Consider the following 19,987-nt stretch of genomic DNA (forward strand, 5'->3'; position numbering starts at 1 on the left):
CGACGGTCGTCGTTCAGGATCGGGCCACCGTCGGCTGTGCGGACGTTCAGCAGCTGCGGTTCGACCGAACCGGGGTTTGCGTGACGGCCCGGTCCGGTGCGCATGTAGGTTCTCTCGCATGACAGCGCAGAACGACACGGGTGGCAACCGAGCGCCGGCGAACGACTTCTCGCACGAGCAGGAGGGCTACCAGCACGGTCTGAAGCCCCGGCAACTGCAGATGATCGCGATCGGCGGCGCGATCGGCACCGGCCTCTTCCTCGGTGCCGGTGGACGCCTGCACACCGCGGGCCCCGCGCTCGCGCTGACCTACCTGGTCGCCGGGATATTCGCCTTCTTCATCCTGCGGGCCCTGGGCGAGCTGGTGCTGCACCGCCCGTCCTCGGGGTCGTTCATCTCGTACGCCCGCGAGTTCTACGGCGAGAAGTTCGCGTACGCCGCGGGCTGGATGTACTTCCTGAACTGGGCGATGACCTCGATCGTCGACACCACCGCGGTCGCGATCTACCTGCAGTACTGGTCAGCCTTCACCGCCGCACCGCAGTGGCTGCTGGCGCTGATCGCCCTGGTCGTCGTCCTCGCGGCGAACATGGTCGCCGTGAAGGTGTTCGGTGAGCTCGAGTTCTGGTTCGCCCTGATCAAGGTCGCCGCACTGGTGACGTTCCTCGTCGTCGCGATCATCTGGCTCGTCTTCGCGTTCCCGGTCGAGGCCGGTGGCGAGGCCGTCCGGACCGGCTTCTCGATCTGGGGTGACAACGGCGGGCTGTTCCCGAACGGGCTGCTCCCCGCGGTCATCGTGATCCAGGGTGTCGTCTTCGCCTACGCCGCGATCGAACTCGTCGGCACCGCGTCGGGTGAGACGCAGAACGCCGAGAAGGTCATCCCGCGCGCGATCAACTCCGTGGTCTTCCGCATCGCGGTCTTCTACGTCGGGTCGATCGTCCTGCTCTCCCTGCTGCTGCCGTACACGGCCTACAAGGAGGGCGAGAGCCCCTTCGTGACGTTCTTCTCGTCGCTCGGCAACCCGCACGTCGGCGCGATCGTCGGCGGCATCATGAACTTCGTCGTGCTCACCGCGGCCCTGTCGTCCCTGAACGCCGGCCTGTACTCCACCGGACGTGCGCTCCACTCGATGGGGATGAACGGTTCGGCGCCGAAGTGGACCACGAAGATGTCGAAGGGCGGTGTCCCCTACGCCGGCATCCTGCTCACCGCGGCGTTCACCGTCGCGGGCGTCGTGCTGAACTACTTCGTGCCGAGCCAGGCGTTCGAGATCGCCCTGAACATCGCCAGCCTCGGCATCATCACCGCGTGGGGCACGATCATCCTGTGCCAGATGCGGCTGCGCCAGTGGGCCAAGCAGGGGCTCGCGAAGGAACCCTCCTTCAAGCTCCCCGGGGCACCGGTCACCGCCTGGCTGACCCTGGCGTTCCTCGCCTCGGTCATCGTCCTGATGGCGATCGACTACCCCGTCGGCACGTACACGATCGCGTCGCTCGTCATCATCATCCCGCTGCTCATCGTCGGGTGGTTCCTGCAGCGTGACCGCATCCTGCGCATCGCCGCCCTGCGCGAGGGCGTCACGGGCCCCTACCCGATCGGTGTCCGCGACCCCGCCGCCTCGGTACGGCGCGACGGCGACGGGAGCTAGCGCTCCGCTTGTCCCCGGAACGCAAGGCCCCCAGCGCCGAACACGAGCGGTCCGGCACCCGTCGCTACCATCAGCGGGTGCCGGACCGCTCTGTTTCTCCCACCCTCGACCTGCAGCTCAGCTGGCGAGGTGCCTACGGACGCCTCCGGGTGTTCGCGGATCGTCTCGAGGCCGAGACCGACTACCAGCGCGAGACGCGCACGACGGTGCCGATGGACGCGGTGCAGGGGTGGCGCCTCGGACCGTGCGACGAGGACGCCGTCTGCGTCGAGTTCCTCGCCGGGCAGGACACCTACCGGGTGCTGCTCGACACCCCGGACGAGCAGCTCGCTGCGCTGGCGATCCGGAAGGTGCTCGGCCCGCCGCTGGAGTCCTGAGGACGCCGGTGCCGAGCTCCCGGGTGCCGGGTGCCCGGGTCAGTCGTCGGTGTCGACACGGTCGGTGACGACGTCACCGGAGCCGGCGTCGATGCGCACGCTGTGCCTGGTGCCGGACGAGTCGAGCACGTCGCCCTCCCAGACCACCGTGCCGACGTGGTCGTCGAGTCCGAGTTCGGTCACGGTCCCCGCGTGCAGGTCCTGGAAGGCGTCGACGGCCTGCTTGACGCTCAGGTCGGCGGCGGCGACGAAGCGCTCGTGCTCGGCCTTGTCGTCCGCGTCGGCGGCCTCGGTCTGCGGGGTGCCGGCGACCGAGGTGCCGTCGGCGTTCGTGTGCACCTCGTGCTCGGTGCCGTCCTTCGTCACGACCAGGACCTCGTAGGCGGAGGCGCCCTGCTCCTGCTCGACCGAGATGACGGTGCCCGAGCCGACCTCGCCGCGTGCGGTGGCGACCGCTGCGAGCAGGGCCGTGTTCGAGCCGGTGGACGCGACGCCGGACGCACCGGACGACGACGAACCGGAGCCCGACGAGTCCGTCGCCGACGAGCCGACCGAGCCGGAGCCGGCCGAGCCGGTGTCGTCGTCGGAGTCGTCGCTGGCGCAACCGGTGAGTGCGAGCGCCGCGACGATCGGCAGGGTGGCGAACGCGGCGATGCGGCGGGCGGAGGGCTTCTGGTGCTGGGTGCGGAAGTTCATGTGGACGAGCATCGCGTCGGGGTGCTGAAGCAGCCCTGAAGCCACCTGTTCAGCCGCCGAGTGCGATGCGGACGACGAACCGCGCGCCACCGAGCGGGGACGTGACCACGGTCGTGTCGCCGCCGTGCGCCCGCACGGCGTCGCGGACGATGGCGAGGCCGAGCCCCGCGCCACCGGCGTCCCGGCTGCGGGCCTCGTCGAGACGGACGAACCGCTCGAAGACGCGCTCGCGCTCGTCCACGGGGACGCCGGTGCCGTCGTCGTCGACCGTGAGCACCGCGGACCCGTCGTGCTCGGTGAGCGACACGGCGACGCGTGTGCTCGCGTGCCGGACGGCGTTGTCGACGAGGTTCCGGACCACCCCTGCCAGCACGCGCTCGTCGCCGAGGACCCGCGCTGCCGAGATCGCCGAGCCGTCCACCCGGACCGCGGGGGCGTCGCCGTCCCGCGCGGGCGCGTCACCGGGCGTCGACCGTGCTCGCGCGCGGGCCACCGCGTCCAACGCCAGGTCGTCGAGGTCGACGGGGCGCCGCGTGCGGATCCCGCCCTCGTCGAGGCGGGAGAGCTCGAGCAGCCCGGTGACCAGGTCCTGCAGGCGCACCGCCTCGGACCGGACGACGTCGGCGAGGTCGGCCACCTCGGCCCGCTCCGGGTGCGCGACGGCGACCTCGGCGTGCTGCCGGATCGACGCGATCGGCGACCGGAGTTCGTGGGAGGCGTCGGACACGAAGCGCCGCTGGCTCTCGGCGGACCGCTCGAGGCGGTCGAGCATGGCGTTCATGGTGCTCGCGAGCCGGGCGACCTCGTCGCCGGTGTCCGGCACCTCGACCCGGGCGTCGGGACGGGCCGCCCGGATCGTCTCGACCTCGGTGCGCATCCGCTCCACGGGCCGCAGCGAGCGCCCGGTGACGGCCCAGGTGACCGCGACCAGCACGAGCACCAGCACGGGCACCCCGACGGCGAGGAGCACGACGGCGGTGCGGACCGCGGTGTCGGCCTGGTCGAGCGTGGTGCCGTAGACGAGCGTCGCCTCACCGCCGCCGGGCAGGTCCACGTCGTCCGCCACGAGCAGCCAGCGTTCGCCGTCGTGGGTCCACCGGGACTCGTCGGCGGTGGGCAGGGCGGCGCCGTCGGCGTCCTCGCCGTGCGCCAGGACCGCCCCGCCGTCGCCGATCACCTGCACCAGGACGTCCTCGTAGCCGGTCACCGCAGCCGCACCGTCGGTCTCGACCCGCGAAGACACCTGCTCGAGACCGGCCTCGGCCGAGGTCCGCACGCCGTCGAGCAGCACGAGCCGCAGCACGACGACGAACGCGACGGCGCCGATGACCAGGGCCGCGAGGACGACGACCCCGGCGCCGAGGGTGGTGCGGGCACGGACAGACCGGGGGCGCCGTGGCCTGCTTCGTGCCGCTCCGCTCGCACGGGGGGTGTCGAACCGCTCAGCCACCGTCCGCCGCCAAGCGGTACCCGGCGCCACGGACCGTCTCGATCGCGGCACGCCCGAACGGCCGGTCGAGCTTCCGGCGGAGGTGTCCGACGTACACCTCGACGATGTTCGGGTCGCCCTCGAAATCGACGTCCCAGACGTTCTCGATGACGTCGCGCTTCGACCGGACCTGCCCCGGGTGCCGTGCGAGGTACTCGAGCACGGCGAACTCGCGGCTGGTCAGCTCGACGGGGGTCTCGCCCCGGGCCACGGTGCGCGCCGCGGGGTCGACGACCAGGTCGCCGAGGGTCAGCACGGTGGGGCGCTCGCGGGCGCCCCGTCGGACGAGCGCCCGGAGCCGTGCGACGAGCACCGGGTGCGAGAACGGCTTGGTGACGTAGTCGTCGGCCCCCGCGTCGAGCGCCTCGACCTGGTCCCACTCGCCGTCCTTGGCGGTCAGCATGAGCACGGGGGTCCAGTCGCCGTCGGCGCGGAGCTGCGCGCACACGGCCCAGCCGCTCAGGCCGGGCATCATCAGGTCGAGCACGATCGCGTCGTAGCGGAACTCACGCGCGTGCCACAGACCGTCCACGCCGTCGTTCGCGACGTCGACCGCCCATCCCTCGGCCTCGAGGCCGCGGCGCACGCCGTCGGCGAGCCGGACCTCGTCGTCGACCACCAGCACACGCATGGGTTCGATCCTGTCGTGCCCCGCTGAAGCAGGGCTGAAGCGACCGGCTCAGACCAGCAGCAGGATCCCTGCGATGACGGACGCGACGGCGATCGCGAGCGCGATGAGCAGGAGCACGAGGTGCACCGTGTAGAAGGTCGTCGGCTTGCCGGCGGCGTCGCGGGCACGAGAGTCCTTCGCGACGCGCTGGAAGAAGCGCGGCCAGGTGACGACGTTGAAGACGGCGCCGATGAACAGGACGACTGCGGCGAAGACGAGCACGGGACGATCCTACTGAACGCCGGTCTCGACGATGCTGGTGCCGCGATGCCGGGCGGGTGGTGCTCGGCCGCCCCCAACGCGGCCGAGTCCCGACCCGGCAGGCCACAGAGTCTGTAGCACCTGCTACAGACTCTACACGGCCTGTCCGGCAGCGTCGAGGGACTACGCGGTCTCGAGCGCGGCCTCGGCGTCGGCGAGGGCAGCACGCTCGGCGTCGGACAGTGACGCCCGCGCACGCCGGACGCCGTCGTTGATCTCGACGATGCGGCGGCTGAGCCGGGTCGCGGGGTCGTCGGTCGGCGGGTAGGCGTTGTCCACCCCGATCCGTTCGTGCAGCGGCGCCAGGCGGCGCAGCGCATCGTCCACGCGGCGGGCCCGGCGCCGGCGGGAGACCCGGTGTCCGACGACGAGCAGCAGCATGCCGGACGCCACGCACAGCACAGCTCCCGGCGTGGTGACGTCGTAGGGCAGCGAGAGCGCGTGCGTGACGTCGAGGTCACCGGCGACGTGGGCGACGTCCATCACGACGACCACGACCATGCGGACGACCCCGAGCACCCCACCGAGGACCAGGACCCACAGCCCCACCAGGTCGGTGGTCGTCCGGGCTTCGCGGAGCCGGAGCACGCAGATGAACCCCGTCGCGCCGAGGGCGACTCCGAGGTAGACGGTCTGCGCGATCGAGTACACGGTGGCCGCCGGGTGGGAGCCGGCGTCGAGCATGAAGGTCGTCGTGGTCGCGGGTTTGTCGAGCACGGTGAACGCGACGACGACCACCACGACGACCACGGCGAAGGACACCACGACCGCGTTCCGGAGCCAGGGCCGCGCAGCACCGACCGCCTTCGCCACGCCCCACAGCAGCGTGCTCGTGCCGGCCACCATGAGGCAGTCGCTGATGACGGTCACGACGTTGTACCCGCCGAGCAGCGGGTCGAGCCACCGGTACAGCGGGTCGACGTTCGTCACGATGGTGGCGGCGAAGAGCAGGAACGTGAACGCCAGCGTGCGGTCCTGCCCCCGTTGCAGGACCAGCAGCACGATCGTCCCGACGATGAGCAGCACCGCCTGGACGACGGCGATGATCACCCGAAGACCCCTCGGAAGGCGCTCGGGCGGCCGCGGTGCTGGCGGATCACGGTGGCCAGGCGGTCGGCGAAGACCTCGGCCTCGTGCTCGTAGGTGTTCGAGAACATGCCCCGGGCCAGCGCACGCTCGACCTTGTACTCGGGCAGGTCGGGGATGACGTCGCGGATGTACGCGCTCTGCGGGGCGTGCTCCTGGTGCCGATGCAGGACGTGCCCGAGCTCGTGGCCGATGACGAACGACCGGAACGTCGGCGAGGCCGTCGGCGAGATCATCACGAGGTGCGCGTGCTCGAGCGTGGCCACGAAGCCGCACACGGGCTCGGCGGCCAGGAACGACTCCTCGCGCACCACGATCGGCTTGCCGACGACGTCAGCGGCGGCGGCGACGGCCTGGTCGACGTCCGACCACCCCTCGGCGGCACCACGAGCCCAGAACGCCTCGACGAGGGCGTCGGTCATGCGACACTCCCCCGCTGCGATTCCTCCTCGAGCACCTCGGCGATGCGCCGCAGCGCGTCGGGTGAGAGTTCACCGGGGAAGGTCCGGGCCGCGAAGCCGCTCACGCGGGCGGAGCGCAGGGACCGGACGAGGGCGAGCTGGGCACCGATCCGTTCCGGTACCTCGCTGTCCTCGAGCAGGAAGCGCTCGTCGACCTCGAAGTACCCGGCCAGCAGGCGCAGGAGCTCGGTGTCGCGGTTGCGGCGACCGTCGCCGGAGAGCATGTAGGTCCACTTCGCCCGCGACAGCGACCCGCCGTGGGCCGCGACGTACTCCTCGATCGAGGAGAACGGCACCGGGGCGCCACGCTGGGACTCCTCGAAGTCGAGGAGCAGGTTGAGGCGGCGCGCGAGCTCGGCGGCGTCGAGCGCCCCGCCCTTCAGATCACCCGTGTCCATGTCGGACTCCTCCCCAGCCGTGTCCGCGCGAGGTGTGGGTCCGGCGCGTGGACGCCATGCTAGCGCGGGCGCCCGGCACGCGCGCCGCTAGCCTCGTGGGCATGCCCCGCCGCTTCCCCGCCACCGTCGCGGCACCGGTCGAGCACGAGATCGTGATCACGAAGTCGCGCTTCATCACCACCGTCGCGCCGGTCTCCGGCGTCGAGGACGCCGACCGCGTGATCGCCGAGGTCCGCCGGCGGTACTGGGACGCCCGGCACAACTGCACGGCGATGGTCACCGGCGTGCTCGGGGACCAGGCCCGTTCCTCGGACGACGGGGAACCCTCCGGCACCGCGGGCGTCCCGATGCTCGAGGTCCTGCGACGCCGCGAACTGACCGACGTCGTCGCGGTCGTCACGCGGTACTTCGGCGGGGTGAAGCTCGGTGCCGGCGGACTGGTCCGGGCCTACTCGACCTCGGTGTCCGAGGCGCTCGACACGGCGGTCCTCGTCCGCCGCGAGGCCCTGACGCAGGTGCGCTTCGACGTCGACCACGCCGACGCCGGGCGGCTCGACAACGTGCTGCGCGACTGGGTCCGGCACCACCACGCGACGCTCGGCCCGACCGAGTACGGGCAGGCGGCGACCTTCGAGGTGTGGGTCCCCCACGAGTCGCTCGGCGCCCTGACGGCCGACCTCGCCGCCGCGTCGGCCGGTTCGCTCGAACCCGTCATCGGCGAGGAGCGGATCGTCGACGTCCGCGCCGGCTGACGTCCCCGCCGACTGAATCCGCGGTTCCTGCACACCTCGGGCGTGTCTCCGCTTCGGCGTGGAAACCTGCCCGGAACGCACGAACGCCCCGACTCGATGAGCCGGGGCGTTCGTCCTGCGGTGCACCCCCTCGGACTTGAACCGAGAACCCACTGATTAAGAGTCAGTTGCTCTGCCAATTGAGCTAGAGGTGCATGTTCCGGCTTCCGTGCCGCAACGGGAATCAACAATAGCATGGGTTTCGCGCGCCCACGACCACTCGTGGGCGCACGACGCGAACAGGAGCACCATGACCGACCGTCTCGTCCCCGGCGACACCGCCCCCGACTTCACGCTGCCCGACCAGGACGGTGTGGAGCACTCCCTCGCTGCCCTTCGTGGCAAGAAGGTCATCGTGTACTTCTACCCGGCGGCCTCCACCCCGGGCTGCACCACCGAGGCCTGCGACTTCCGCGACAACATGTCCTCGCTGCAGGCCGCCGGCTACGAGGTCCTCGGCGTCTCGAAGGACGAGCAGGCGAAGCTCAAGACGTTCCAGCACGAGCAGGCGCTGACCTTCCCGCTGCTGAGCGACCCCGACCTCGCCGTGCACAAGGCCTACGCGGCCTGGGGCGAGAAGAACAACTACGGCAAGATCGTCACCGGCACGATCCGGTCCACGATCGTGGTCGACGAGGACGGCACCGTGCAGCTGCCGCTCTACAACGTCAAGGCGACCGGTCACGTGGCGAGCCTGCGGAAGAAGCTCGGCCTGGTCTGAGGACCGGCCACGCACCGGAGGCCCGGTGCCGGTTCTCGGAACCGGCACCGGGCCTCCAGTGTGTGGCGGACCAGACCGTCTACTCGGCCGGACGCGCGAGCGCGGCCGTCACCGACCGCGACAGCACCAGCGTGATGCCGAGCAGGGCCGGGACGAGCAGCAGCCAGCCGACCGCGGCGACCCGGAAGACGCCCTGGAACGCCCCGATCGCGATGGCGCCCTGCAGCACCTGCCAGACGATGATGCCGGAGCGCACCCAGGCCCGGCCCTGCCACAGGCCGTTCAGCAGCGCGCCGAGCCAGAGCGCAGCGATGGCGACGAGGACCGTGAGGGCGATGCCGGAGGCGATGCTCGTGGCCGGGGCGACGAGCAGTTCGACCACCAGGACGACCGTCACCACCACCAGCGCGAGGAACTCGAGGCCGACCACGGCGAGCAACCCCAGCATCGCCGGCGACCGGCGCGCGACGGGTGCGGAGGGATCGGTGTCGTTCGGGGTGTCGTCGTGCACAGTGATCCTCCAGCATCGGAACCCTTGATTTGGCCCTACCAGTATGGAACGATATTGGAGGTCGTTTGGACGGCACGATGTGGTGTGCGTCTCCCGTGGTTCATCGCTCCTCCCCCGAGCGTCTCGCGGGCGTCAGACACGCTTCCTGCGGACTCCTCCCCACAGTTGTCCCCTCCATGCCGCATGCATGGTCAGCGTTCCGATCCCCCGAACCACGGCCCCGGCCTGCCGTTCGAGCATCGACATCAAGGAGCACCACACATGGACTGGCGTGACAAGGCTGCCTGCCTCACCGCAGACCCCGAGCTCTTCTTCCCCGTCGGGAACACCGGGCCCGCCGTCGACCAGATCGAGAAGGCCAAGTCGGTCTGTGCGCGTTGCACGGTCACCGAGATGTGCCTGCAGTACGCACTCGAGAACAACCAGGACTCGGGTGTCTGGGGTGGTCTCAGCGAGGACGAGCGTCGTGCCCTGAAGCGCCGCGCCGCCCGCGCTCGCCGCGCGTCCTGACCCCGGTCGTCTGACACCACGACGCCCGTCGTCCCCTCGGGGGCGGCGGGCGTCGTCGTGCGCGCGGGGCGGCTTCTGCAAAACACCGGTGTTCACGCATCGAACACCGGAATGCGGGTGTTCGACCGGCGAACACCGGTGTTTTGCGGACTCGAACCGCCGGGCGGCGTCAGGCGGGGGCGGTCAACCAGCGGAACGGGATGGTGATCGTCACCTCGGTGCCGCTGCCCGTCAGGGTGTGCCAGTCGATGGTGCCGCCGAGCTCGCCCTGGATGAGCGTGCGGACGATCTGCGTGCCGAGGCCCGAACCGACCTTGCCCTCGGGGAGCCCCACGCCGTTGTCGCGGACCTCGATCTCCAGGTGGTCGTCGAAGCGGCGGGCGACGATCTCGACCTCGCCGTCACGGCCGTCCAGCCCGTGCTCGACGGCGTTCGTCACGAGCTCGGTGAGGCCGAGGGCGAGGGGCGTCGCAGCCTCGGACGGCAGCACCCCGAACTCGCCGGTCTTCTTCGGGTGCACGGTCGTGTTGTGCGACGCGGCGACCTCGGTGACGAGCTTGAGCACCGAGTCGAACACCTCGTCGAAGTCCACCGTCTGACTGAGGCCGCTCGACAGGGTGTCGTGCACGACGGCGATGGCGGCGACGCGGCGCATGGCGTTCTGCAGCGAGGTCCGCGCTTCGTCCGAGTGCGTGCGACGCGCCTGGATCCGGAGCAGGGACGCCACCGTCTGCAGGTTGTTCTTCACGCGGTGGTGGATCTCGCGGATCGTGGCGTCCTTGGTGATGAGCTCGCGCTCCTGGTGCCGCAGCTCGGACACGTCGCGGCAGAGCACGATCGCACCGATGCGCTCACCGTGGTCGCGGAGCGGGATCGAGCGGAGCGACACCGTGACGCCCTTCGACTCGATGTCCGCCCGCCACGGTGCGCGGCCGGTGACGACGAGCGGCAGGGACTCGTCGACGTCGAGCTGGGCGCCGATGAGCTCGGTGGTGACCTCGGCGAGGGACTTCCGCTCGAGTTCCCCCTCGAAGCCCATGCGGTTGAACGCGCTCAGGCCGTTCGGGCTCGCGAACGTGACGATGCCGGCGGTGTCGAGGCGCAGGAGGCCGTCGCTGGCACGGGGCGCACCACGACGTGGGCCCGCCGGCGCACCGAGATCGGGGAAGTCACCGGTGGCGATCATGCCGAACAGGTCGTTCGCGCTCGCGGTGAAGTTGAGCTCCTGGCGGCTCGGGGTCCGCATCTCGTCCTGGTTGGAGTGCCGGGTGACGACGGCGATCGGCCGCTCGGTGGTCTCGGCGCTCTTCGCGCTCAGGCGGCGGAGCACCGGGATCGCGCGGACGCGGGTGGGGGTGTCCTCGTACCAGTCCGGTTCGGCGGAGTCGACGACCCGTGACCCGGCGAAGCTCTCGGTCACCTGGCCGCGCCACTCCTCGCGGATCTCCTGGCCGACGATGTCGCGGTAGAACAGCGTCGCCGCAGAGCTCGGCCGGGCGTGTGCGACGGCCACGAACGAGCCGTCCTCGGCCGTCGGCACCCAGAGCACCATGTCGGCGAACGACAGGTCGGCGAGGAGCTGCCAGTCCCCCACGAGCAGGTGGAGCCACTCCACGTCTGCTTCCGAGGAACGGCCTTGCGCGAGGACGAGGTCACTGAGGGTCGACACCCAGCCAGTCTAGGTCCGACGCCTTGTGGAGAACGTCGCCCTCTCCACAGGGTGGAACGGTTTGTATTTTGCATGTTGCACGCCCCATACGCTCGCTCCAACGACGGAAGGGGCAGGGGTGGCAGAGCAGGCACGCCGCATCGATCACGAGACGACGACGACGCACCCACCGCCGTTGCGGATCGTCGAACCGCCGCCGGAGCCCGCCCCGGCGACCGGTCCCCCGGACCCGGCGACGACGGCACGAGCGCTCGGGCTCTGCGTCGCCGAGGTGCTCACCGGCGCGCGGGAGGTCGACAGCATCGCCCGGTGGATCAGCGACGACGTGCAGCGGCACCTGCAGCAGCGGGCCGCGGTGGCAGCGCACGCCCGGGGCTCCGGGCGGCGGGCACGCGGGCGCCCGGTGCTCCGGGTCGGCAGCGTCCTGGTGTGCCGCCCCGCGGCGGGCGTCGCCGAGGCGACGGTGGTCGTGCACACGCGCAGTCACGCGCGAGCGGTCGCCATGCGGCTCGAAGAGCGACACGGACGGTGGCAGGCGACCGCGATCGGGGTCCTGTAGCCGGGTCGCGGACGGACGGGAGGCCCGTGGCGGCGCCGCCACGGGCCTCCCGTCCGTCGGCGGTCACGCTTGGTGAGCACGAATGGTCGGGTCCCGACGTGGGACCCGACCATTCCTGCTCACGATGCGCTCGCGCGCGGACGCTAGTTCTTCTTGGCCGCCTGGCGACGCTCGGCGCGGTTGCTCGCCGCGGCCTGGCCGGAGGCCGTGGCCGCGTTGCCGAACGCGGAGCCCTGCTCCGGCTCGGCGGCCGCTTCGGCCTCGGCCTGGGCGCGCTGCGCACGAGCGGTCGCGGCCTGCTCGAGGCGACCCTTCTCGTCGCGGACCTCGACCTCGCCGTCGATCGACGGCGCCGAGTACTCGAGGCCGGAGACCTCGTCCTCGCCGAGACCCTTGGCCTCGATCACCGCGTTCTCGCCGTCGGACTGCACCTGGACCTCGAGGTTGAACAGGTAGCCGACGGACTCTTCGCGGATCTGCCCCATCATCGTCTGGAACAGGGCGTAGCCCTCGCGCTGGTACTCGACCAGCGGGTCGCGCTGCGCCATCGCGCGGAGGCCGATGCCGTCCTTGAGGTAGTCCATCTCGTACAGGTGGTCGCGCCAGCGGCGGTCGATCACCGAGAGCACCACGCGACGCTCGAGCTCACGCATCGCCTCGTCGCCGAGGAGCTCCTCACGCTGCTGGTAGGCCAGCTTGGCGTCCGAGAGGATCTCGCGGGCGAGGAAGTCACGCGACGCCTTGCCCTTCGAGCCGGCCTCGGTGATGACCTCGTCGATGGAGATCGAGATCGGGTAGAGCGTGCCGAGCTCGGTCCACATGGCGTCGAGGTCCCAGTCGTCCGGGGAGCCTTCGCCGGTGTGGCTGTCGATCACGTCGTCGATGACGGCCTTGAGGAACGACTGCGCACGGTCGTGCAGGTCGTCGCCCTCGAGGATGTGGCGGCGGTCGCTGTAGATCGCCTCGCGCTGGCGGTTCAGGACGTCGTCGTACTTCAGGACGTTCTTGCGGATCTCGGCATTGCGGCCCTCGACCTGCGCCTGGGCGGACCGGATCGCACGGCCGACGAGCTTGTTCTCGATCGCCAGGTCGTCCGGCACGTTCGAGCGGCCCATGAGGCTCTCGGCGGCACCGGAGTTGAACAGGCGCATCAGGTCGTCGGTCAGCGACAGGTAGAAGCGGCTCTCGCCCGGGTCACCCTGACGGCCGGAACGACCACGCAGCTGGTTGTCGATGCGGCGCGACTCGTGGCGCTCGGTACCGAGCACGTACAGGCCGCCGACGGCGCGGACCTTGTCGCCCTCTTCCTCGACCTCGGCCTTGACGCGGGCGAACACGTCGTCCCACTCGGCCTCGTACTCGTCCGGGGTCTCGGTCGGCGACAGGCCCTTGACGTGCATCTCCTGCACGGCGAGGAACTCCGCGTTGCCACCGAGCATGATGTCGGTACCACGACCGGCCATGTTCGTCGCGACGGTCACGGCGCCGAAGCGACCGGCCTGGGCGACGATCGCGGCTTCACGGGCGTGGTTCTTGGCGTTGAGGACCTCGTGCTTGACGCCCTGCTTGGCGAGGAGCTTCGACAGGTACTCGGACTTCTCGACGCTCGTGGTGCCGACGAGGACGGGCTGGCCCTTCTCGTGGCGCTCCGCGATGTCCTCGGCGACCTGCTCGAACTTCGCCTTCTCGTTCTTGTAGACGAGGTCCGTCTGGTCGATGCGCTGCATCGGCTTGTTCGTCGGGATGGGGACGACGCCGAGCTTGTAGGTCGACATGAACTCGGCCGCCTCGGTCTCGGCGGTACCGGTCATGCCGGAGAGCTTCTGGTAGAGGCGGAAGTAGTTCTGCAGCGTGACGGTGGCGAGGGTCTGGTTCTCGGCCTTGACCTCGACGCCTTCCTTCGCCTCGATCGCCTGGTGGATGCCCTCGTTGTAGCGGCGGCCCATCAGGATGCGGCCGGTGTGCTCGTCGACGATGAGCACCTCGCCGTTCATCACGACGTAGTCCTTGTCCTTCTTGAACAGGGCGACGGCCTTGATGGAGTTGTTCAGGAACGAGATGAGCGGGGTGTTCGCCGACTCGTACAGGTTCTCGATGCCGAGGTAGTCCTCGACCTTCTCGATGCCGGGCTCGAGGACACCGACGGTGCGCTTCTTCTCGTCGACCTCGTAGTCCTCGCCCGGGGTGAGGCGCTTGGCGATCGAGGCGAACTCGGTGAACCAGCGGTTGGCCTCGCCCGAGGACGGACCGGAGATGATGAGCGGCGTGCGGGCCTCGTCGATGAGGATCGAGTCGACCTCGTCCACCACGGCGAAGAAGTGGCCGCGCTGCACCATGTCGGAGGCCTGCCACGCCATGTTGTCGCGCAGGTAGTCGAATCCGAACTCGTTGTTCGTGCCGTACGTGATGTCGGCGGCGTACTGCTCGCGGCGCTCGGCCGGGCTCTGGTTCGCGATGATGCAGCCGGTGGTCATGCCGAGCGCGCGGAAGACGCGGCCCATGATCTCGGACTGGTACGACGCCAGGTAGTCGTTGACCGTGATGACGTGCACGCCGCGCGACGGGATCGCGTTGAGGTACGCGGCGGTCGTCGCGACGAGGGTCTTGCCCTCACCGGTCTTCATCTCGGCGATGTTGCCGAGGTGCAGTGCCGCGCCACCCATGAGCTGCACGTCGAAGTGCCGCATGCCGAGGGTCCGCTTCGCGGCTTCACGCACGGCGGCGAACGCCTCGGGCAGGAGGTCGTCGAGGGTCTCGCCGTTGGCGTACCGCTCGCGCAGCTCCTTGGTCTCGTCGTGGAGTTCCTCGTCGGTGAGGCTCGAGAAGTCGTCCTCGAGGTCGTTGATGGCCGAGGCGTACGCCTTCAGCCGACGGAGGGTTCGTCCTTCGCCGATGCGGAGGACCTTCTCCAGCACGTTTGCCACGTGAACTCCTTACGAGGTCGTCGCGCGCGACCTGCACGCCCGATCGACCAGTCATGCTAGCAACCCGCGAACGCACGGCGCTGTGAGCGGCGCGGCTGCCCGCGGACACGGGTGTGCGCGGCCCGCGAACGGACCGCGCACACGGTGCGGGACCGGTGGTCCCGAGTGGGATCAGGCGATCGCGGCTGCGCGCTCCGCGTCGGCGTCCGCGTCGACCGCGGCCGGCGCCTGGCCGGCCGGCACCTCGTCGATGCCGATCACGCCGTAGTCCCAGCCCTTGCGTCGGTACACGACACTCGGACGGCGGGTCTCGGCGTCGAGGAACAGGTAGAAGTCGTGCCCGACGAGCTCCATGTAGTACAGGGCGTCGTCGACCGTCATCGGGGCGGCCTCGAAGACCTTGTGCCGGATGACGACCGGGCTGTAGACCTCGTTCTCGTCCTCGGCGGTCTCCTGGTCGACGACCGGGACGGCACCGGTCGCGACGTCCTCGATGAGCTTGCCGTCGGCCGGGACGACACCCATGCCGTCGAAGCCGCTGCCGGCGGCCTCGGCGACCGAGGTGGGGCGGTGCCGGCCGTGGTGCACCTTGCGGCGGTCACGCGCCCGACGGAGGCGTTCCACGATCCGCGCGAAGGCGAGGTCGAAGGCGGCGTACTTGTCCGACGCCGCGGACTCGGCCCGTACGAGCGGCCCCGGTCCGATCAGCGTGAGCTCCACGCGGTCCTCGCCCTGGCTGCCGCTCGACTTCTCGTGGTGGCGGCTGATGCGCACCTCGAAGGCGAGGGCGCGGTCGGCGAGCACGTCGATCTTCTCGGACTTCTGTTCGACGTAGGTGCGGAAACGGTCGGTGACCCCGACGTTCCGGCCCGTGATCGTCACGTCCATGTGGCGGCTCCCATCCAGTGTCGGCGCGTCGCCTCCGTCCGGCGACCCGAACGCCTTGTCGCGAGGCTAGACCCGGCGCACCCTCGGCGTCACGGGGAGGCGGCGAGTCCGTCGGACACTCACCGGACACACAGCGGCCACCGGGTGTTCACCGAGCGTCAGTCGTCGACGCTCGCCACGGCGACACAGCGCACCACCCGCCCGCCCGCAGCGCGCACGGCACGGACGCCCTCGGCCATCGTCACTCCCGTGGTGACGACGTCGTCGACGAGCACGACGTCGCGGCCGTCGACGCCGGACGCACGCAGGGTCCCGACGGTCGCGGCGACGCGTTCCACCGCCGACCGCTCCTTCTGCCCCGGTCCGGATCGCCGGCGTCCGGCAGGGGTGCGGACGAGGCGCCCCGTGTGCCGGACACCACCACGGGCGAGCAGCAGCACCACCGAGTCGAACCCACGCCGTCGGGCGCCCGCCCGGGACGGCGGCACCCGGAGCACCACGGTGCCGTCCGGGGCCGCGGCGAGCGCCGCACGGACGAGTGCACCGAAGCGGACGCCGAGCGGTCGGGCGACGTCGACCCGGCCCCGGAGCTTGAGTTCGAGGACCAGGGTGCGGACCAGCCCCTCGTACTCGAAGGCCGCGTCGAGCCGGACGCCGGCGACCAACCGGACCCGGCGGGGCCGTGCTGCGAGCGCCGCGCCGCACGGTGGGCAGAGCGCGCGGTCCGGGCGGCCACAGCCCAGGCAGGTGACGGGCAGGACGAGCCCGAGCACGGCGAGCAGGGCATCGCACCACGGGGTGGGGGCGTCATCAGGGGGCATGCCCACGACTGTGGTGGTGACCGGACGACGGCGGTGGGCCGGTGCGCCGGACGGTGGACGGGCCTCCAGGCCGGGTGGGGTGTGGAGGACCGCCGCGTCAGCGCTGGACGCCGAGCACGTCGGCGGTGACGCCCGTCGTGTCCCAGCCACCCCCGGTGGACTGCAGGACGTTGCCACTCGACATCCGGAGCAGCAGCGCGCCACCGCTGCCGCCGCTGATCGCGGTGGCGCGCCCGTCGGGCTTCGGCAGGGTGCTCGACTTGCCGCCGATGGTGGTGCGGACGATGTTCGGACCGGTGGGGGTCTGCCCGACCGAGGCGACGTCGGTGTCGCTCACCCACGCGGCATCGACCGCGGTGCCGCTGGCGGCCTGCACCCGGACCGGGGCGCCGAACGAGGTCGGTGACCGGTCGGAACCGCGGATGATCGCCATCACGTACAGGCCGGGGCCGTCCGAGGTCTGGATGAGCGCGAGCGCCCTGGTCGAGTCGCGGGACACCTGGAACGACACGAGGTCGCCGCGCGGCAGGGTGGTGCGCACCTGGTGAGGGTCGCCGCCGAGGCCGTACGCGGTGATGTGACGGGTGTCGGACTGCTGCCCCGCCCAGACGAAGCCGAGGTCGTCGACGGCGGGGGCGATGAGGTCGTCGCGGGCATCGACGCGCAGGCGGTCCTTGCCGCGCACGACGACGACGCCGTCCCGGTTGCCGACGGCGGCCGTGGTGCCGGACGCCGACAGGGCGATCGAGGTCGGGTCGAGGCCGGCGATCGCGGCCCCGACGCCGCTGCCGAGCTCGGAGACCTTGCCGGTGCCCGAGGCGGCGTAGCCGACGACGCCGTCCTCGTCGACCAGGGGTCGGGGGTCGACGTCGGGGTTCTGCTGGGCGTCCGCTCCCCCGGAGTCCGGCACCGACAGCGTCGCGCCCTCGATCGTCATCGAGACCGACGAGATGGTGGCGACCGAGGCGAGGGACTTGCTGAGCTGTTCCCGCATCCGGACCTTGTCGACGGTGCTCGCGCGCAGGGCGTCGCTCGACAGGTCGACCAGGGCGGTGCCGCTGTCGATCGTCACCGCGTTGAGCGACAGCTGGGTGCCCTCCGGGAACGACGAGACGACGGCGCCCTTCAGCCAGTCGGCGGGCCCCGCGAGCAGGGCGCTGGCGATGCGGGTGCTCGTGGAGGACCGGGCGAGGAACCAGCGCTGGTCGGGCACGAGGAAGCGGTAGGTCGGGTCGTAGAAGTACAGCGCGTGCGGCTGGAACACCGACTCGAAGCTGACCGGCGACAGGATGATGCCGTCCGGGGCGTAGGCGATGCGCCACTCGCCGTCCTCGCGGACGAACTGGAACGTCAGCGTCGACGAGGTCGGGCGGACGGCCTGGGTGTACTCCCCCTCGGAGTCGACCGTGGCACTGGCCGTCATCGTGTAGGTGAGTTCGCTGTCGTCGGCGCGCTCGACGGTGCCGCTGCCGTCGCGGATCGTGACGCCCTGCCGCGGGTTCCACTGCTGGGCGAAGTCGGCCGCCAGGAACTGCCGGGCGATCGCGTAGTTGTCCTGGGCACCGGTCGCGGCGGCGATGAACCCGCGGAGGATCGCCGTCTGGTCGGACCCGGTGATCGGCTTGTCCGGCCGGAAGTCGACGCCCGAGAGCGACTCGTCCTTGATCGTCTGCCCGGTGCGCACGGCGCCGTCGGTCGGGATGGCCGCGCAGGCGGTGACCGCGAGCAGGCTGACCGCGGCGAGCGCGACGGCGAGGACGTGGCGGATCCGGTGGCGCATCAGGTCTCCTCTCGCACGGCGCGGGGGCCGTCGTACGACTCGTCGAGCTCGGGCAGCGGGATCGCCGAGGTGGCGGTGGTGCCCTGCTCGTTGCGCGGCAGGGTGAGCACGAAGGTCGAGCCCTCGCCCGGTCGGGACCACACGTCGATGCGCCCGCCGTGGAGCTTCGCGTCACCGAGGCTGATCGCCAGGCCGAGCCCGGTGCCTCCGATGGTGCGCTTCCGGCTCGGGTCGGCCCGCCAGAAGCGGTCGAACACCCGAGCGGCGTCCTCCGGTGGCATGCCGACGCCCTGGTCGCGGACGGCGATGGCGACGGTGCGTGCGTCGCTGTCGACGACGACCTGCACGGGCTTCGCGTCACCGTGCTCGATGGCGTTGCCGACGAGGTTGCGCAGGATCCGGCGGACCCGCTTGGCGTCGAGCCGCATCGTGGTGTGGCCGCCGGGGGTCGCGAGCTGCAGCTCGACGCCGGCGCGTTCGGCGAGCGGACGGAACTCGTCGACGATGTCCGCGGCGAGGGACGCCGGCACGACGGGTGCGGTGTCGAGCTGCACCGCCTGGGCGTCGTACCGCGAGATCTCGAGCAGGTCGGCGAGGAGCATCTCGAAGCGCTCCACCTGGGTGTGCAGGAGCTCGGCGGACCGGCCGACCGATGGTTCGAACGCGTGCCGGGAGTCGTAGAGCATGTCGCCGGCGAGCCGGATCGTGGTGAGCGGGGTGCGGAGCTCGTGCGACACGTCGGACACGAACCGCTGCTGCACACGGGAGAGCTCGGCGAGCTGGGTGATCTGGCGGCTGACCGCCTCGGCCATCCCGTTGAAGCTCCGCGCCAGGGTCGCCAGGTCGTCCTGCCCGCGCACCGGGATGCGTTCGTCGAGGCGCCCCGCGGCGATCTTCCGGCTCGTCTCGGCGGCACCGCGGATCGGCACGACGACGAGCCGGACGACGAGCGACGTGACCAGGGCGATGAGCACCATGAGCGCCACACCGCCGATCGAGAGCGTCTGGGAGACGAAGTCCAGGGTCTGCTGCGCGTCGGAGAGGTCGTAGACCAGGTAGAGCTCGTACTGGCCGGCGCTCGGGATCTGCAGCGTGGACCCGACGGCGAGGCCCGGCACCCGGCGCCCGTCGTCGTCGAGTTCGACGGGCTGCAGGCTCAGCCGCCCGGTGTTCTGCGCGACCTCCTTGCGCAGGGCATCGGTGATCACGGCGTCCGGGAAGCCCTGGCTGGCGATGGTCTGCAGCGTCTGCGCGGTGGACTGGTCCGGGCTCCGCTCGATCGCGATGCTCGTGCCGCCCGGACTCGTCGTGTTCGACAGGATCGCCTGCCGCGCCTCGTTCTGCAGCGTCTCGAGCTCGGACTGGTTGTTGTCCTCGCCCGCGGTCGCCGCGTCGAAGATCCCCTGGGCGACGATGGTGGCCCGTGCCGACTCGGACTCGATCTGGTCGCGGCGCTGCGAGTAGACGTTCGTCGAGATGCTCACCATGACCGCGGTGCCGATGATCCCCACCGCGAGTCCCGTCGTCATCACGGTGATGGCGACCGAGCGGAACATGAGCGAGCGCCGCCACAGGTACGCGATCGGACGCCAGGCGCGTCGGAGCCAGCGCCGCATCCGGCGACGGCTGCGGTCGACGACGCCGATCGAGACGGTGGCGCCGCCGGCCCCGCCGGCGCGGCCCGAGCGGCGTGCCGAGCCCGACGGGCGCGTCGAGGGCGGCAC

Annotated in this window: 20 protein-coding genes and 1 tRNA gene; 6 read left to right on the top strand and 15 right to left on the bottom strand. The window is 71.0% G+C overall.

Annotated features, from left to right (window positions below; all coding sequences use genetic code 11):
- Positions 1 to 118: 118 nt before the first annotated feature.
- Complete coding sequence (locus tag DEJ00_RS00100; RefSeq protein ID WP_027466521.1) at positions 119 to 1,651, top strand: amino acid permease; 1,533 nt, start codon at positions 119 to 121, stop codon at positions 1,649 to 1,651.
- Positions 1,652 to 1,728: 77 nt separating this feature from the next.
- Positions 1,729 to 2,028 carry a hypothetical protein gene (locus DEJ00_RS00105; RefSeq protein ID WP_146247836.1) on the top strand — a complete coding sequence of 100 codons (300 nt, stop codon included), beginning with the start codon at positions 1,729 to 1,731 and terminating at the stop codon, positions 2,026 to 2,028.
- Between the two features lie 39 nt (positions 2,029 to 2,067).
- Here the strand turns inward: DEJ00_RS00105 and DEJ00_RS00110 are convergent, their stop codons facing one another.
- From DEJ00_RS00110 to DEJ00_RS00140, 7 genes are all read right to left on the bottom strand, one after another.
- Positions 2,068 to 2,724: a PepSY domain-containing protein gene (locus tag DEJ00_RS00110; protein WP_181440043.1), complete on the bottom strand. Its 657-nt coding sequence runs from the start codon at positions 2,722 to 2,724 to the stop codon at positions 2,068 to 2,070.
- Positions 2,725 to 2,773: 49 nt separating this feature from the next.
- Positions 2,774 to 4,174: a cell wall metabolism sensor histidine kinase WalK gene (locus DEJ00_RS00115; protein WP_111056062.1), complete on the bottom strand. Its 1,401-nt coding sequence runs from the start codon at positions 4,172 to 4,174 to the stop codon at positions 2,774 to 2,776.
- Positions 4,167 to 4,844 (bottom strand): response regulator transcription factor, encoded by a 678-nt coding sequence (locus DEJ00_RS00120; RefSeq protein WP_110865386.1) that lies wholly within the window; start codon positions 4,842 to 4,844, stop codon positions 4,167 to 4,169. Before DEJ00_RS00120 ends, DEJ00_RS00115 begins: the two co-directional genes overlap by 8 nt.
- Before the next feature lie 48 nt (positions 4,845 to 4,892).
- Positions 4,893 to 5,105 carry an SCO4848 family membrane protein gene (locus tag DEJ00_RS00125; RefSeq protein ID WP_027466517.1) on the bottom strand — a complete coding sequence of 71 codons (213 nt, stop codon included), beginning with the start codon at positions 5,103 to 5,105 and terminating at the stop codon, positions 4,893 to 4,895.
- A 162-nt stretch (positions 5,106 to 5,267) separates the two neighbouring features.
- The gene (locus tag DEJ00_RS00130; protein WP_111056063.1) at positions 5,268 to 6,194 is read right to left on the bottom strand and encodes a hypothetical protein; all 927 of its coding nucleotides are present in this window, start codon (positions 6,192 to 6,194) and stop codon (positions 5,268 to 5,270) included.
- Entirely contained in the window at positions 6,191 to 6,652 is a 462-nt protein-coding gene (locus tag DEJ00_RS00135; protein WP_027466515.1) for an ImmA/IrrE family metallo-endopeptidase, read from the bottom strand. The genes DEJ00_RS00130 and DEJ00_RS00135 overlap by 4 nt, the downstream gene beginning before the upstream one ends.
- Positions 6,649 to 7,089: a hypothetical protein gene (locus DEJ00_RS00140; RefSeq protein ID WP_051596928.1), complete on the bottom strand. Its 441-nt coding sequence runs from the start codon at positions 7,087 to 7,089 to the stop codon at positions 6,649 to 6,651. The genes DEJ00_RS00135 and DEJ00_RS00140 overlap by 4 nt, the downstream gene beginning before the upstream one ends.
- Positions 7,090 to 7,190: 101 nt before the next feature.
- Between DEJ00_RS00140 and DEJ00_RS00145 the strand changes: the two genes are divergently transcribed.
- A complete protein-coding gene (locus DEJ00_RS00145; protein WP_375537585.1) occupies positions 7,191 to 7,841 on the top strand; it encodes a YigZ family protein in 651 nt (216 codons plus the stop codon).
- Positions 7,842 to 7,962: 121 nt separating this feature from the next.
- Here DEJ00_RS00145 and DEJ00_RS00150 read toward each other — a convergent pair.
- Positions 7,963 to 8,035 (bottom strand) — tRNA-Lys (locus DEJ00_RS00150).
- Positions 8,036 to 8,130: 95 nt separating this feature from the next.
- On the opposite strand from DEJ00_RS00150, the gene bcp reads away from it, so the two are divergent.
- A complete protein-coding gene (gene bcp / locus DEJ00_RS00155) occupies positions 8,131 to 8,601 on the top strand; it encodes a thioredoxin-dependent thiol peroxidase (protein WP_027466512.1) in 471 nt (156 codons plus the stop codon).
- A 79-nt stretch (positions 8,602 to 8,680) separates the two neighbouring features.
- On the opposite strand, the gene DEJ00_RS00160 is transcribed toward bcp, so the two are convergent.
- Positions 8,681 to 9,112, bottom strand: a complete 432-nt coding sequence (locus DEJ00_RS00160) for a hypothetical protein (protein WP_035808873.1) — start codon at positions 9,110 to 9,112, stop codon at positions 8,681 to 8,683.
- Between the two features lie 261 nt (positions 9,113 to 9,373).
- On the opposite strand from DEJ00_RS00160, the gene DEJ00_RS00165 reads away from it, so the two are divergent.
- Entirely contained in the window at positions 9,374 to 9,622 is a 249-nt protein-coding gene (locus DEJ00_RS00165) for a WhiB family transcriptional regulator (protein WP_017888820.1), read from the top strand.
- A gap of 169 nt (positions 9,623 to 9,791) precedes the next feature.
- Here DEJ00_RS00165 and DEJ00_RS00170 read toward each other — a convergent pair whose 3' ends face one another.
- Complete coding sequence (locus tag DEJ00_RS00170; RefSeq protein WP_027466510.1) at positions 9,792 to 11,291, bottom strand: sensor histidine kinase; 1,500 nt, start codon at positions 11,289 to 11,291, stop codon at positions 9,792 to 9,794.
- 118 nt (positions 11,292 to 11,409) lie between these two features.
- Between DEJ00_RS00170 and DEJ00_RS00175 the strand changes: the two genes are divergently transcribed.
- Positions 11,410 to 11,850 (top strand): Rv3235 family protein, encoded by a 441-nt coding sequence (locus tag DEJ00_RS00175; protein ID WP_111056065.1) that lies wholly within the window; start codon positions 11,410 to 11,412, stop codon positions 11,848 to 11,850.
- 143 nt (positions 11,851 to 11,993) lie between these two features.
- On the opposite strand, the gene secA is transcribed toward DEJ00_RS00175, so the two are convergent.
- From secA to mtrB, 5 genes are all read right to left on the bottom strand, one after another.
- Complete coding sequence (secA, locus tag DEJ00_RS00180) at positions 11,994 to 14,774, bottom strand: preprotein translocase subunit SecA (protein WP_111056066.1); 2,781 nt, start codon at positions 14,772 to 14,774, stop codon at positions 11,994 to 11,996.
- A 171-nt stretch (positions 14,775 to 14,945) separates the two neighbouring features.
- Positions 14,946 to 15,662, bottom strand: a complete 717-nt coding sequence (hpf, locus tag DEJ00_RS00185; protein ID WP_111056067.1) for a ribosome hibernation-promoting factor, HPF/YfiA family — start codon at positions 15,660 to 15,662, stop codon at positions 14,946 to 14,948.
- Positions 15,663 to 15,820: 158 nt separating this feature from the next.
- Complete coding sequence (locus tag DEJ00_RS00190) at positions 15,821 to 16,483, bottom strand: ComF family protein (RefSeq protein WP_146247838.1); 663 nt, start codon at positions 16,481 to 16,483, stop codon at positions 15,821 to 15,823.
- Positions 16,484 to 16,580: 97 nt separating this feature from the next.
- Positions 16,581 to 18,263, bottom strand: a complete 1,683-nt coding sequence (locus DEJ00_RS00195; protein ID WP_051596926.1) for a GerMN domain-containing protein — start codon at positions 18,261 to 18,263, stop codon at positions 16,581 to 16,583.
- Positions 18,263 to 19,987 carry an MtrAB system histidine kinase MtrB gene (gene mtrB / locus DEJ00_RS00200; protein WP_111056069.1) on the bottom strand — a complete coding sequence of 575 codons (1,725 nt, stop codon included), beginning with the start codon at positions 19,985 to 19,987 and terminating at the stop codon, positions 18,263 to 18,265. The genes DEJ00_RS00195 and mtrB overlap by 1 nt, the downstream gene beginning before the upstream one ends.

Origin of the sequence: Curtobacterium sp. MCLR17_039, from assembly GCF_003234745.1 — a bacterium.
GTDB classification, from domain to species: domain Bacteria; phylum Actinomycetota; class Actinomycetes; order Actinomycetales; family Microbacteriaceae; genus Curtobacterium; species Curtobacterium flaccumfaciens.